This is a genomic window from Mycobacterium decipiens (assembly GCF_963853665.1).
Lineage (GTDB): Bacteria > Actinomycetota > Actinomycetes > Mycobacteriales > Mycobacteriaceae > Mycobacterium > Mycobacterium decipiens.
In genome coordinates, this window is sequence record NZ_OY970459.1 from 2,589,698 (window position 1) to 2,603,639 (window position 13,942).

The 13,942-nt window shown below is 65.2% G+C and carries 14 protein-coding genes; 7 read left to right on the forward strand and 7 right to left on the reverse strand.

The annotated features are described in order from the left end of the window. The first annotated feature begins 241 nt into the window (after positions 1 to 241). Positions 242 to 1,582, forward strand: a complete 1,341-nt coding sequence (locus AADZ55_RS11500) for an IS256 family transposase (protein WP_085326133.1) — start codon at positions 242 to 244, stop codon at positions 1,580 to 1,582. Between the two features lie 71 nt (positions 1,583 to 1,653). Further along, positions 1,654 to 1,974, forward strand: a complete 321-nt coding sequence (locus AADZ55_RS11505; RefSeq protein WP_085326135.1) for an ANTAR domain-containing protein — start codon at positions 1,654 to 1,656, stop codon at positions 1,972 to 1,974. Positions 1,975 to 2,041: 67 nt separating this feature from the next. Here AADZ55_RS11505 and AADZ55_RS11510 read toward each other — a convergent pair whose 3' ends face one another. Continuing rightward, on the reverse strand, positions 2,042 to 2,788 hold the full coding sequence (locus AADZ55_RS11510) for an IclR family transcriptional regulator (RefSeq protein ID WP_085326137.1): 747 nt from the start codon (positions 2,786 to 2,788) through the stop codon (positions 2,042 to 2,044). 65 nt (positions 2,789 to 2,853) lie between these two features. Between AADZ55_RS11510 and AADZ55_RS11515 the strand changes: the two genes are divergently transcribed. The 3 genes from AADZ55_RS11515 to AADZ55_RS11525 all read left to right on the forward strand — a co-directional run bounded on the left by AADZ55_RS11515 (position 2,854) and on the right by AADZ55_RS11525 (position 5,754). Beyond that, a complete protein-coding gene (locus AADZ55_RS11515) occupies positions 2,854 to 4,194 on the forward strand; it encodes an FAD-binding oxidoreductase (RefSeq protein ID WP_085326139.1) in 1,341 nt (446 codons plus the stop codon). After that, on the forward strand, positions 4,194 to 5,003 hold the full coding sequence (locus AADZ55_RS11520) for a DAPG hydrolase family protein (RefSeq protein WP_085326141.1): 810 nt from the start codon (positions 4,194 to 4,196) through the stop codon (positions 5,001 to 5,003). The genes AADZ55_RS11515 and AADZ55_RS11520 overlap by 1 nt, the downstream gene beginning before the upstream one ends. Positions 5,004 to 5,400: 397 nt before the next feature. Continuing rightward, on the forward strand, positions 5,401 to 5,754 hold the full coding sequence (locus AADZ55_RS11525) for a hypothetical protein (RefSeq protein WP_133056439.1): 354 nt from the start codon (positions 5,401 to 5,403) through the stop codon (positions 5,752 to 5,754). A 180-nt stretch (positions 5,755 to 5,934) separates the two neighbouring features. Here AADZ55_RS11525 and AADZ55_RS11530 read toward each other — a convergent pair whose 3' ends face one another. From AADZ55_RS11530 to AADZ55_RS11540, 3 genes are all read right to left on the reverse strand, one after another. After that, entirely contained in the window at positions 5,935 to 6,666 is a 732-nt protein-coding gene (locus AADZ55_RS11530; RefSeq protein ID WP_085326145.1) for a cysteine hydrolase family protein, read from the reverse strand. 91 nt (positions 6,667 to 6,757) lie between these two features. Next, complete coding sequence (locus AADZ55_RS11535; protein WP_085326235.1) at positions 6,758 to 7,207, reverse strand: DUF6941 family protein; 450 nt, start codon at positions 7,205 to 7,207, stop codon at positions 6,758 to 6,760. A gap of 153 nt (positions 7,208 to 7,360) precedes the next feature. Beyond that, positions 7,361 to 9,184, reverse strand: a complete 1,824-nt coding sequence (locus AADZ55_RS11540) for a DUF4407 domain-containing protein (RefSeq protein ID WP_085326147.1) — start codon at positions 9,182 to 9,184, stop codon at positions 7,361 to 7,363. Between the two features lie 223 nt (positions 9,185 to 9,407). On the opposite strand from AADZ55_RS11540, the gene AADZ55_RS11545 reads away from it, so the two are divergent. Both AADZ55_RS11545 and AADZ55_RS11550 read left to right on the forward strand, forming a co-directional pair. Beyond that, positions 9,408 to 9,971: a hypothetical protein gene (locus AADZ55_RS11545; protein WP_085326149.1), complete on the forward strand. Its 564-nt coding sequence runs from the start codon at positions 9,408 to 9,410 to the stop codon at positions 9,969 to 9,971. 25 nt (positions 9,972 to 9,996) lie between these two features. Then, positions 9,997 to 10,203 (forward strand): hypothetical protein, encoded by a 207-nt coding sequence (locus tag AADZ55_RS11550; protein ID WP_165759424.1) that lies wholly within the window; start codon positions 9,997 to 9,999, stop codon positions 10,201 to 10,203. 164 nt (positions 10,204 to 10,367) lie between these two features. On the opposite strand, the gene AADZ55_RS11555 is transcribed toward AADZ55_RS11550, so the two are convergent. From AADZ55_RS11555 to malQ, 3 genes are read right to left on the reverse strand one after another with little or no spacing between them, the layout of a single operon-like run. Further along, positions 10,368 to 10,832 carry a nuclear transport factor 2 family protein gene (locus AADZ55_RS11555; RefSeq protein ID WP_085326238.1) on the reverse strand — a complete coding sequence of 155 codons (465 nt, stop codon included), beginning with the start codon at positions 10,830 to 10,832 and terminating at the stop codon, positions 10,368 to 10,370. 15 nt (positions 10,833 to 10,847) lie between these two features. Next, positions 10,848 to 11,723, reverse strand: a complete 876-nt coding sequence (locus tag AADZ55_RS11560) for an LLM class F420-dependent oxidoreductase (protein WP_085326151.1) — start codon at positions 11,721 to 11,723, stop codon at positions 10,848 to 10,850. Between the two features lie 23 nt (positions 11,724 to 11,746). After that, the gene (gene malQ / locus AADZ55_RS11565; protein ID WP_085326240.1) at positions 11,747 to 13,918 is read right to left on the reverse strand and encodes a 4-alpha-glucanotransferase; all 2,172 of its coding nucleotides are present in this window, start codon (positions 13,916 to 13,918) and stop codon (positions 11,747 to 11,749) included. Between the last annotated feature and the right edge of the window lie 24 nt (positions 13,919 to 13,942).

Genomic DNA, 13,942 nt, shown 5'->3' on the forward strand with positions numbered 1-13,942 from the left:
TACCGACACGATCACAGCGACGTACCGATACCCGCGGTGATATGGCACAACGGGCACGCCCCGCAAATCATGGCACAGTGCGCCTTGGCGGACCGCCGCCGTGACCTGGGCGCGCCTTCGCGGGTTTTCATCCGCGTGGGTTGGCGTTTATTTAGGTCGCGTCCTAAAGCCGGTGTAAAAGGGGCCGGGCGTAGGTTCTGCTTCGAGACCGCCAAGTCATCGAAGGAAAGGACCTACGCCCGTGCCTGCACGAGTATCGCCGACCGATCGTGTTCGCGCCAAGATCGACGAGTTGTTCGCCTCCGATCGTGAGCTGCCCGAGATCCTCGAAGAGGTGGCACGACTTGGCGCGCAGTTGCTGATGCAGGCCGCGCTGGAGGCCGAGGTGACCGAGTTCTTAGGCCGTGAGCGCTACCAACGCAGCGCCACCGCAGCCGATGCGCAGCCCGGGGCACGCAATGGCTATCGGCCAGCAACAGTCAAGACCACCGCCGGCCCGATCACCCTGGAGCGACCCAAGTTGCGCGGCACGACCGTCGCGTTTGCCTCACGGCTGTTCGGCAAGCACGTGACCAAGACCAACGCGCTGGAATCGCTGGTGATTGCGGCGTTCGTGCGCGGGCTGTCGGTGCGCGATGTCGAAGCCACCCTCGCCGATGCGCTGGGCGATCAGGCTGCGATCTCGAAATCGACGGTCTCCCAGGTATGCCAAGCCATCAAGACCGAATACGACACCTGGGCTCGGCGTCCGCTCGGCGATGTGGTGCTGGATTACCTGTTCCTGGATGCCTCCTTCTTCCGGATGCATCCCGGTTCACCGGCCGAGCCGATCCTGGCCGCGTGGGGCATCACCACCGCCGGCAAGCCCATCTTTGTTGGCCTGGCCCCCGGCGTGGTGGAGTCCACCGACGCCTGGGCGGGTTTCCTGACCGATCTCTCCGAGCGCGGGCTGAGGTGTCCGCTGCTGGTCGTCTCCGATGGTGCCGCCGGCCTGATCGTGGCGATCGAGCAGATTTTCCCGACCGCATTGCGTCAACGCTGCCTCATTCACCGACTCCGCAACGTGTTGGCCAAGATTCCCGCGGGGATGCAGGCCGAGATCCGCGACGGCTACTGGGCCTGCTTCGACACCGCCGAGATCACTACCGAGCCCGGCCCGAAGCTGGTCGAACTCATCGACGCCCGACTGGACGCGTTCGCGACCCGCTACGCACCCACCTACCCCGCGGCGATGAAGATCCTGGTGACCGATCGCGCGGGCCTGACCGCTTATCTGCGGTTCCCGCCCGAACATCATCACCGTGTCCGGCATTCGAACTTCATCGAACGGACCTTCGGCGAAACCCGCCGCCGCGCAAAGGTTATCGGCCGCTTCCCTGGTGAAACCAGTTGTATCAGTATCGCCTGGGCCGTGCTCGACCGCGCATCCCGGGGCTGGCGTGGACTGACCATGACTCCCGCGGGCTTACGCCAGCTCCAAGACCTACGCCGCAGCCTGCTCGACCCGCCCCGACAACTACGGCCCCAGCACGCCCCGGACTCCGCGAGCAGCACCACCGAAACCATCAGCGCAACGGCGTAACATCACCCACCGAAGCCAGAACCTCCGCAGGCCTATTTACACCGGATTCTGGACGCCACCTTTATTTATCGGTGGGTTCAACAGGAGGTAACCACGGCATGACGGCGACTTGGGGGCCCGCGCAGATCTCGAGCGGCTCGACTTCTGGCCGCATTCTCGACACCGCCCGAGGTATCCTCATCGCTCTTCGGCGGTGCCCTTCGGAGACCGCGTTCGATGAGTTGCACAGCGTTGCGCAACGGCACCGACTACCGATCTTTGAAATATCTTGGGCACTAGTACATTTAGCGGTCGAGGGAAGCACACCCTGCCAGAGTTTCGTCGACGCCCAGACGGCGGCTCGCCGGGAGTGGAGTCAGCTTTTTGCGCAGCCTACGATGACGACGGCGTAATGCCGGCTTGGCGGTGGTGTGGGGAAGCATCGCGGCCAACAAAACTGATCAACAACCACTTTCTGGGTCAGCGCGTCCAAACCGGCGAGTCCGCGGCAGTGCGCAATGCTGTGATGATCCGCCGCTCCTTTTCGAGGAATCGCTCGGTCGGCGCCGGCACCGAGATCGCGATCACGTTGTCGCCCAAGGCTCGTCGTGCGATCGCGGCCGCGGAGATCCCCGGGGTGTGCTCGTCGCGATCGAAAGCGATACCGGTGCGCCGGATCTCGGCGATCTCGCGCCGCAGTCCCTCGGCGACCTCAGGATTGAGCCGGCTGAGCGCGACCTCGGCGTCGGCGTCGTCGAGCACGGCCAGCGCCGCTTTTCCGTTCGCAGTTCCGTTCAACGGAAAGCGGACCCCGACGGCCGAGACCGCCCGGAGCCGGTGTGACGATTCGATCTGGTCGACAAACCACATTCGTCGTCCGCGCAGTACCGAAAGGTCGACCGTTTCGCCGTCGGATGCCCGCGCGACCCGCTCGACGGTAGGCCGAAACGCCGCGGCTATGTGGGCTCCGGTGATGCTTCCGAACCCCAGCAAGCGCTCGCCCAGCGAAAAATGGCCGTGCGAATCGACACTGACCAGCCCAACCTCGACCAGGCCGACCAGCAGGCGGCGAGTCGTCGACTTGGCCAGCCCCAGCCGCTCGCAGAGGTCCACCAGGCGCAGGCGTCCGGGTTCGGCATCAATTTCGTCCAGCGCGGCGACCGCGCGACGGAGCACCTGGATGCCCTCGTCGCGATTCGCGGTCGATTTTCCTTCCGCACGTGGCATTATTCCAATATATTGATCCGCATCGCGGCCTACAACTATCCGCAATACGGATTACAGGAGTGGCAATGAGCGCGCTACCGGCCGGGCGGCACCTCTTTCGGGGCGATGACGGGTACGAGTCGGCTCGCCGCGGCACCGTGTGGAATCAGCGCGTGCCCGATCGCTATCCGGAGGTGATCGTTCAGGCCATCGATGCCGACGACATCGTCAGCGCCATCCGATACGCCAAGGCCAACGGCCATCGGGTGAGCATCCGATCCGGCGGACACAGCTGGGCGGCCAATCATCTGCGCGACGGCTGCCTGCTGCTTGACGTCAAGCGCATCGACCACGCGACTATCGACACCGACAAAGGAATCGCGGTCGTCGGTCCCGGCAAGGGCGGCAGCGTGCTCATCGGTGAGCTCGAAGCGCAGAACCTGTTCTTTCCCGGTGGGCACTGCAGGGGCGTGTGCGTCGGCGGCTATCTATTGCAAGGTGGCTACGGCTGGAACAGCCGCGTGTGGGGCCTGGCTTGCGAGAATGTCATCGGCCTCGACGTCGTCACTGCCGACGGCGAGCAGATCCACTGCGACGCAGACAATCACCCCGATCTGTATTGGGCCGCGCGAGGTGCCGGGCCGGGCTTCTTCGGCGTGGTCACGTCGTTCTACCTCAAGCTCTACCCACGGCCGGCCGCCTGTGGCACCAGCGTCTACGTCTACCCGATTGATTTCGCCGACGAGATCTATACCTGGGCCCGCGATGTCAGCGCCGAGGTGGACCGGCGCGTCGAGATGCAGATCCTGGCAACCCGCGGCGTTCCGAGCATGGGTCTGGACATGCCAGCCATCGTCTTTGCCTCGCCGGCGTTCGCCGATTCGGAAAAGGAAGCCGAGGAGGCCCTCGCCATCTTCGGCACCGTTCCAGTTGTCGACAAGGCGCTCGTCAAGATTCCTTATATGCCAAGCGATTTGCCCAGCTGGTTCGACGCGGTGATGAGCAACTACTTGGCTGACTATCGCTACACGGCGGACAACATGTGGACATCGGCATCCGCCGAGGAGCTGATGCCGGGCGTCCGCAACATCATCGAAACGATGCCGGACCACCCGTCGCACTTCCTGTGGCTGAACTGGGGACCGTCCCCGCCCCGGCAAGACATGGCTTACAGCGTCGAAGACGAGGTCTACCTGGCGCTGTACGGCGCGTGGAAGGACGCCGCCGACGATGCGAGGTACGGCGATTGGGCGCGGTCCAATATGGCGGCGATGTCCCACCTGGCCACCGGTATTCAGCTGGCCGACGAGAACCTCGGCCAGCGTCCGGCCCGGTTCGCCAGCGACGAAGCCATGGCGAAGCTAGACCGGGTACGGGCCGAATACGACCCCGACGGTTTGTTCCACAGTTGGATGGGGCGACTGTGATGAGGGGCGACCGCTACCTCGGCTACCGCAACGACGACGCGAATACCCCATTCGGCAAATTCTTCAAGGCCGAAATGGCGCCGCTGCCACGGCATGTCATCGAAGCCCTGCAGCATGGTCCGCAGGCCGGGCCGACTTTGCTGGCATTCGATGAAGTCGCTAGCGTCGCAGACGGGGGTTACCAGCAGACCGAGAATGGCTACGGGATTCTCGGCGACGGCAGCCTTCAAGTGTCGGTGCGCACCGACATGCCCGGAGTCACTCCCGCGATGTGGTCGTGGTGGTTCGGCTGGCATGGTAGTGACACCCGCCGGTACAAACTGTGGCATCCGCGGGCGCACCTGTCCGCGCACTGGAAGGACGGCGATGATGCCGGCCGTCGGGGCGGCCAACGCTACATCGGCCGCTGGTCGATGATCAGCGAATACATCGGCTCAACGAAGCTTTCCGCCGCAATCCAATTCGTCGCACCGCCGACCATGGGATTGCCGGCCGATGGGGACAACGCGGTGGCGATCTGCGCTCGGCTTGGCTCCGGTGATGCTCCGGTGGACGCCGGATGGTTTGTCCATCATGTCCGGTCCACCCAAGGCGGGTCGGAGATGCGGTCCCGGTTCTGGATGGGTGGACCGCACATCGCGGTGCGCAACGCCCCTCGTGTGGCGGCCAAGGTGGTGCGCCCCGTCGCGTCGAAGGTGCTTGGCGTCTCGGAGGCCACCGCGCGCAATCTGCTGGTGCACTGCGCCCAGGAGATGAATCACCTGGCGGGCTTCTTACCCCGGCTCTATGTAACCTTCGGAGACGAGTAGGGCTCTCGGCTAGCCGTCAAGTGGACGCTCGACGACTTGTCTTGCAGCACAGTGGTTTACCCGGTGTACCTGGGTGCCGGCCGATTGCCTGCTACCCTCGCCCGGTTGGCGGTGCTAGCGGGTAGCGTCATTCACATCACATTCCGATATCTCTTCACTTGCGATACGCTTTCGCCTCGGATGCGTTGATGTGGGAACGGCTCTGCCCAACTCCAGTGCGGTGAGCAATCAGCTATTGCGCCTGCCCTAAGGCAGGCGTGGGCTTTCAACGTTACGACTTACCAATGGTTTTCGGGACAGACATGTCAGTCTGATCACCGATTTCAGGGCGAGTTACCAGTTTGTGGCTCGTCGTTCGACAGAAAGGAATGTTGTGTTTCTCTGCAAAACTGCCCGGATGAACAATCTCACCCGAGCCTCCGTAGCCGGCGCGCTGATCGCACTGCCGTTCGTGGCATTAGCCCCAATCGCTTCCGCTGGCACCGCGCCTGATCCAAATTCGGGTTCAAACATCGAGATTCCGAACGGCGTTGCAGATCCGGACGATTTGGTAGACGTGGTTGGTCCGGATCGGGTGGGTGTGGCGCCTAATCAGGCTGAGCAGCAAGCGCAGCTCGCCGATCAGTTCGGTGCGGAGCCGTTCGACTTGGATGCGCAGGGCGAGGTCGTGGAGTATTCGTCGGACCTGTTCGATGACTTATGGGCGTTGGCCGAGGAGGGGTCTGCCGCGCAGAACGCCCCGCAAGACTGAGGGGCAGTGAGCCAGCCTTGCCGGCGGTGGAAGGCGATCAGTCTGCCGCAGCGCCAAAGACGTTCGGGAGATCCTCGGTAGCGAAAGAAGAAACTTGAGCGAAGCTCAGGACTCCCATCCGCGCCACACCCGCTTGGCGATCGCTTGAAATGATCGCGAAGCGGGTGTGGATCGAGGGATTCAACGCCTAACGGGCGGTCTGCTGCCACGACTACGGATCTTCTCGAACACCTCGAGAACCGCCGTGCTGGTGGCGTGGGCGCCAAAAACGCCGCCCTGCATGGTGATCATCTTCAGTGCGGCGAGGTGGTTCCCGGAGTCGATGGCACCGGTGCAGTCCGACAAAACGAGGCATTCGTAGCCGCGGTCGTTGGCCTCGCGCAGTGTGGTGTGGACGCACACATCGGTGGTGATGCCGGTGAAGATCAGATGGGTGATGCCGTGGTTGGTGAGGATCAAGTCGAGATCGGTAGCGTAAAAGCCGCCCTTTCCTGGTTTGTCCACGACGGTTTCACCCGGCAACGGTGTCATCTCCGGGACGATCTCCCATCCCGGTTCGCCGCGGGTGAGGATGCGTCCGCGCGGTCCCATCGATCCGATCTCCGCCCCGATCTGCGTCGATCGCCACTTCTTGTTCGGCGGCAGGTCGCTCAGGTCGGGCCGGTGTCCCTCCCTGGTATGCACGATGAACAGACCCACCTCGCGTGCGCCGTGCAGCACGGTCTGCGCCGGACCCAACGGCGTGCGGGTCAACGACAGGTCGTAACCCATCGCGTCGACGTAGCCGCCCTCACCGGCGAAGTCGATCTGCCAGTCGATGTTGATCAGCGCCGTTCTGTCGACCGGGATGTCGCCGTCGTACGGCCAAACATATGGGGTGGCGTCAACGGTAACGCGGTCGGCGGTGCTCATCGTGATGCTCCGAGCGTGGGCGCGGTGACTCCATGCAATTCAGCCGACATCGTGAAAATGGTTGTTGCGGTGAGCATTGCTGCGACGCACCCTACTCGCATGACGTCGGCGGGTGACCTCCGCCAGAAACAATAAATGCCTCGACCGCCGTGGCCCTGTCGAAGCCCTCGACCTCCACGCGCCACTCGTATAGCCCTGGTTCCAAGGGGATTCCTCCTGGGATGTTGAGGGTAAGCGGCATTCGTACCGACGTTCCGTGGATTGCCCCCGGGAGGCGACCCGCCTCGGCGGCGGCCTCAAAGAGGATCCGCTGCGGCCCATGTGGTCCCGGCAAGATCACCGGATTGCCATCGGTGGTGAGCAACTGGCATTTCAATTGGTGTGGTTTGTTGGTCTCATCCCAGTCGATGTCGAGGAACAGCACCAAAGCGAAAGGGGGCGTCGGTGTTTGGCACTGCCGCCAGCCCAGCCCGAGCGCGTGAACCTTGCCGGACTGGGCGTCAGCGTGCGCCGCGTCCGAGAGGAACAGGCTGACCTTCATATCTCCGCCGCCGCCACGATCGATCTTGCGGGTGTCACCCTGTTCTGCCCCCCATGTGCAATTGGCCGAACGCCGGTCAAGACCTTGAACCGCTTCAACCGAATTCATCCCCTTGGCTGGATAATACGCCGCCTCCGGGTCGCCGATGCTGTGCTACTTAGCGGGCGGCAGCTCGCGCGGCCCGTCGGGTGCACGCAGTTCCTCCGGACCGTCCCGCTCCACCAGCTCGGGCCGGCTGTCGTGGTCCGTCGACCCAACCGGCAGGTCGGCCCGGCCTCGCCGGGGCACCTGCCCCAACGGCGGCTGATCATCGCTGGTGTCCAGCCCATGCGGGCGCCCAGAGTCGCCTTCCGCACGCGACGAATCGATCCGGTTGCGTTCGACAGGGGCGGCTGTGGCGGGGGAGTCAAGCGAGGTCTGGCCGCTGTTGTCGGAGCTCTGGGCATCAACCGTCACTTTGTGCGTGCGCTTGAACGAAAATGTGATCTCCTCCACCTCTTCGAACACCTGACGCGCGGTGCGCAGCGGGGCTGTGGTGTTGTCGATCACCCGTGCGACGAACGGCGGCACGAGTGGACGAATCCACCGTGCCGCAGCCTTGGTCGCGTCCGGGATCGACGGGATCACCGGGGTTGCGCGCTTCTCGTCCCGGTCGACCGCACCGCCGGGTTCGATCTGCGCCGGCAGGTTCGCTGCGACGTCAGGGCGGGTGTGCGTCGACCCACCAGGCAACTGCGCGACCGCTCGGCTGGCAGCCTCCGCTTCGGCGGCAATGGGCAGGTACATGTCTTCCTCCACTGGCTCGAAGGCACGCTCCGACGAAGCACGTACCGGGCCGTCTAGCGCTTCGACGACTCGGCGGCGTTGCTGTTCGCGGTCGATTTCGGCCTGGGCCTCGATAGCGAGGCGGGTCTGGGTGAGTTGGTGCTCGGCCCACATAATTTCGGCCGCGCGGCGAACCTCAGCCCGTTTGACCGCGATGGCGGTGTCCGCTTCCAGCTCGACACGTTCCCGCTCAGCTTGGGCGGCAGCATGGCGATCATGTGTCGTCTCACCGCGCCACAGCCGCAGAATCAGCGGCAGCAGGTACAGCAGCGCGAACAACGCGATCGTCAGTATTCGCAGCATCAAGGCCCCGGCGCTAGCCGCTGCACCAGCCACTGTCAGTTCGTTCATGGCGACCCAGCGGGTGCCCAAGCCGCGACCTGCATTCGCGACCACGGCTTTGCGCGCGTCGGCCAGCGTCTGCTCGTCGTGAGTGACCTTGGCGTCCAAAGCGGGTGCCTGGCTATCGCGTGCCGTCACCGCGTTGTCCAGCTCGCGCTGGGCATCGGCGAGAAGCTGGTTTGCCGTTCGTGTTTCGGGCCCTCGGCCGGGCACTCCGGTGATTCGGGTTTGCGGGCAGGCCGGTGTTGGGTGGTACTCGCAGCGTGCGATGACCAGCGCCTGGTCCAGGTGCCCGCGTGCCTGTTCGACTGCGCTATCGAGCACAGTGCGCATATTGCGAGTCTGTTGCAGGGAGGCCGACGCTTGCGCGACGGCCGGCGCGGAGTCGGCGTTGCGCAGTGCCCGTTCGTCGAGACGCCGGTCAATCGAACCGGAAAACATGACGAGCGCGGCGAGCTCGGCAACGACGAGACCCACAGCGATGGCGACGGCCGCGCGTCCCGCAATGCCGGGCCAAGCCCGAGCAGGGCCGCTGACCGTGCCGCGGGTCACCGCGCCTACCAGCAGGCCGAACAACAAGGTCAGCGCAACCACCGACCACACTGGCCAGCCGGCCGACTCGCGCACCGCCAGGCTCGCGACGAGACCGGCCAGCACCGCACCCAGCACCACAACCGCGCCGGCCACGGCATGAGTGGACCGCTCGTGATGCTCGCCGAGTTCGCGCCGGTGTCCGCCACCGAGCCAGGTGAGCAGGCCCTCGACTCCGAATACGGCCGAGCGCTGCTCGGGAAATTCGTGGGCGCACATGAGACTGGAAACACCTCCCGTTGGTCAGCCTGGCAGGCCCCCGCCCGACACACCGAACCGAAGCGGCTTCTTGTGGTGTTGTTCACGCCTCGGCGGGGACATGTCGCAGGTCACATTCTCGGACACCCAGCCGCACCCGCAATGCGGCGTCTGACGTCATGTTCCCTGCGACGCGAGCGGATCAGCGGCCATTATGGCAGGTGACGTGAGACGGTATAGACCTATGCAAAATCACGACTACGTCAGTTACGAAGAGTTCGGCCGTAGATTCTTCGAGGTCGCCGTCACCCCGGACCGTGTCGCCGCCGCGTTCGCCGACATCGCAGGCAGCGAATTCGCAATGGCGCCGATCGCCCAGGGCCCCGGTGGGATCGCCAAGGTCAGCGCGAAGGTCAGGATCCGGGAGCCCCGGGTGACGCGAAAGCTCGGTGACCTCATCACGTTCGTCATCCATATTCCATTGTCGATCGATCTTCTTCTGGACTTACGGCTGGACAAGCAGCGGTTTATGGTCGCCGGAGATATCGCATTGCGCGCTACCGCACGCGCGGCAGAGCCGTTGTTGCTGATCGTTGACGTCGCCAAACCTCGGCCCTCCGATATCACCGTCAACGTATCGTCGAAGTCGATCCGCGGTGAGGTGTTGCGAATCCTCGCGGGTGTCGATGGGGAGATCCGGCGATTCATCGCCGGGTACGTCGCTGAAGAAATCGACACGCCACAGTCGCAGGCCGCGCAAGTCATCGATGTGGCCGAGCAGTTGGACTCCACCTGGAGTGGCCCGTAGGCCATTCCCGTTCGGTTTCGCGAACTTGCCTGCGTTCCATGGCAAGCCAGGACAAACCGGACCCGAAGGCCATCAGTCCGCCGATAGCCGCGGCGATTCCAACACCTATTTGGCCGAACGCGAAATTGGCCAAGCCGACGACGAACGCCAGCACGGCACCCACGACGACGAGCCCGGGCAGTCGTTCATCACCGCTGCTGGTTTCCTCCGCATACGGACGTGGGTCGATTGAGTGGCGCGCGATATCCCCCATGGCGTCTCCTGTGCCGCTAATTTCCCCCCTGGACCGCGTCGTGCCGACCGGCCCGGTAGCGCCTTTGGGAATTACCCGGAATGCCGACTCGACAAACTCCCCGACGAGTCTGCGATGACGGCGCGTCCTGCCCAGCTTCTGAGTCAAGCCGGCGCGCGCGGCAGCAATTGGCGCACTGGCCGGGTCTCGATGGCATTGATCGTCAAAACCCGGCCACGGATCCGCCAGCCCACCTCGGTCAACTCATACTCATCGTCGTAGCGCAGATGCCACACCACATCGACCATCTCGTCGGCGCGCCGATTCCAATGGTGCGCCACACACCCGACGCGCCCGTGCGCTATCCCGGACTGGGCGCCCTTGTCGTAGACCTCACCGACGATCGCGTGCTGGGTGCGGATGGTCCGGGCAACAACGGCGACCGCCGCGACGATGGCTTCCTGTCCCCGATGCGAAGTGATCGGTTCCAGCGTGGTCGGCGGCTCGGGCACAATCAGCTCAGCTGAAGCGGTGAAAAGTGCTGCCACAGAATCGAATTGACGGTCATCGACGTATGCTGCGTACCGGTGCACCAAATCGCTGAGGGCCGCCCGGTCGGTTGGTGATATCGGGTTCACGAGGTTTCACGAGCCTAATGACAGGCGGTGCGCGCAGGCCGACAGGATGTCTTTGGCTTGCTCGATATCGCTGGTCGGGGGCATGGCCAGCACGATCCGGTCGGCGCCCTGCTCAACCAGGCTGCCCGCGCGTTCGGCATCGATCTTGGTCACCAGGTGGCCCAGGGATACCTCAAGGCGCGCTGGATCCCGGCCAGCCGCCGACGCCTCCGCCCGCATGTGCGCGATCAGCGCAGCAAGGCGCGGACCGGTCACGCCGAGTGGCTGGAAGCCGTCGCCGAGGCGTCCGGCCCGGCGGGCGGCCGCCCGGCTGTGCCCGCCGATGTGAACCGGAAGTCGTGCCAGCGGCTTGGGGTAGCACATGGCGTTGTCGAAGTTGAAGAACTCGCCGGCAAACGACGCTCCGTGGGGTCGGTCGGCCCACAGCGCCCGCAACACGGCCAGCTGCTCATCGGCCCGCCTGCCCCGCCTGTCGAACGCGGCCCCGCACGCCTGAAGCTCCTCCTTGAGCCACCCCACACCAACGCACAGCCGAAGTCTTCCGCCCGAGAGGGCATCGACCGTCGCAGCACGTTTGGCGAGCACAACCGGATGATGATTGGGCAACACCAAGACCCCCGTGGCCAACCCGAGCCGCGTGGTGCGGCCGGCCAAGAACCCAAGCAAATCGAGCGGGTCGGGGATCGGGCAGTTGGCCGCCAACCCAACCCGTCCGGAACTGTCATAGGGATAGACGCTGTCGTAACGGGTAACCAGGACCGTGTGCTCGACGACGATGATCGATTCGAACCCGCAGGACTCGAGATGCTGCGCGAAGGTAGTCATCCAGTCCGGGTTTGCGGTCGCACCGCCGGCCACCGGAGCAACGACCCCTACCTTCACGGGGACCCTCATGGCAACCGAAGCTAACAGCTCGTTGGTGGGGCGGTTGCAGCGCGCACCGCTTCGGCCAGGTTGGCTGCCCTGCGATCGGTGAAAACGTCCTCGAGCATCATTTGCTGTCCATCGGGGCCGGTTAGCGGCACCCGCCAGTTCGGGTACTCGTCGGTGGTGCCCGGCTGGTTCTGCGTCCGGCGATCGCCGACCGCATCGGTCAGCGCCACCCCCAACAGCCGCGACGGCGTCCGGCCTAGGTACCGGTAGAGCGCCAGGACGACCTCCTCCGAGTCGGGTTCGGCGCCGTCGGCCAGCAATCCGACCCGGCGCAGCTCGGCCATCCAGGCCGCCCGCTCGGCCCGGGCGGACTCGAATTCCACCTCGACGGGCTTGGTCAACAAACCCAGGGAGTCCCGCAGCCGCACGTGGTCGCCGGCCAGGTAGCCGGCGGTCGGCGGCAGGTCGTGGGTGGTTACCGACGACAAGCAGTACTCCCGCCAGCGCTCGGCCGGCAATGGTTTTCCGGCTAGCCCACCGTCTCGATCCAGCTCGAACCAGAGAATTGAGGTACCCAGCAGGCCACGCAGCAACAGATAGTCACGCACCCACGGCTCGACCGTGCCAAGGTCCTCGCCGACGACAACCGCCCCGGCCCGGTGCGCTTCCAGGGCGACGATGCCGATCATCGCTTCGTGGTCGTAGCGCACATAGGTGCCCTGGGTGGGTGGCGCAGCGTCGGGGATCCACCACAATCGGAACAGCCCGATGATGTGGTCGATGCGTACCCCGCCGGCGTGTCGCAGCACGGCCTGGATCAGCGCGCGGAACGGTCGATACTCCTGCTCGTCCAGCCGGTCCGGCCGCCACGGCGGCTGCGACCAGTCCTGGCCGAGTTGGTTGAACTCATCCGGCGGCGCGCCGGCGGTCGCCCCCTGCGCCAGCACGTCCTGCAGAGCCCAGGCATCGGCCCCATCGGGGTGCACACCCACGGCGAGGTCTCCCATAATGCCCAGCGACATGCCGGCCCGTATCGCCTGCGACTGCGCCGCGGCAAGCTGCTCGTCCAGCTGCCATTGCAGCCAGCGGTGGAAATCAACGGCATCCGCATGTTCGGCGACGAAATCGGCGACACCGGAGGCACCCGGATGCCGCAGTGACTTCGGCCATCGGTGCCAATCATCGCCGTGCTTCTCGGCCAGCGCGCACCAGGCGGCGAAGTCGTCCAGGGCGCGGCCCTCGCGGGCACGGAAGGCGGTGTAAGCCAGTTCGCGGCCCGCCGACCGTGGTACCCGGTGGATGCGCTTGAGTGCGGCGCGTTTGGCAGCCCATGCGCTGTCGCGGTCAACGAAGTCGAGCCGGTCGACCCGGTGTTGCACGTCCGTGCGCAACCGTCGTACCGGACCACGCTTGGGCAGGTCGACGAGTTCCGGAATGGCCTCCACCCGCAGGTAGAGCGGGTTGACGTAGCGCCGCGACGATGGCAGGTAGGGCGACGGCTCCATCGGCGTCGCCGGCCCGGTGGGCCCGGGAAGTATAGCCGCATGCAGGGGGTTGACCAGCACGTAGTCCGCGCCGTGCGCCGAAGCCGACCAAAGCGCCAGGTCAGCAAGATCGGTGAGGTCGCCGACGCCCCATGACCGTCGGGACCGCACGCTGTAGAGCTGGATCGCCAGTCCCCAGACACGACGGGTTGCGAGCTTTTCCGGCAGCCCGAGCCAATCCGGCGTCACGATAACGGCGGCGCTGGCAAGGGAGTCGCCAGAACGCAGGTGCACCCGGTGGTAGCCGAGAGGCAGGTCGGCGGGCAACACGAAGCTGGCCTCACCGATCCAGCGTCCGTCAAGATCGAACGGCGGCGTGAAGTTGTCGACCTGCACGACCTCGCCGCGTGCCGTGCCGTCTTCGAGCTGCAACCACACCTCGGCCGGAGCTCCATGGGGCACATGCACCCAGAACCGCGTCTGCGCCCCGGCGCGCGCGACGATGGTCGCCGGCAGCGGACGTGCCCAGTGCGACCGCAGCTGCGCGGTCAGGGCGTCGTTGCGTTGCTGTTCTGTCTTCGCCGCAACGCCTAGGGCGGCGAGAATGGCCACCAATGTCGCCTCGGAGACGGGCACCTGCCGCCCGGTCCAGTCCTCGTACCCGGTGGCGATGCCGAATCGCCGGGCAAGTTCGACCAGCGAGGGCGCGAGCTCAGTCATGTCGCCCATCTTGCGTCCAGCACC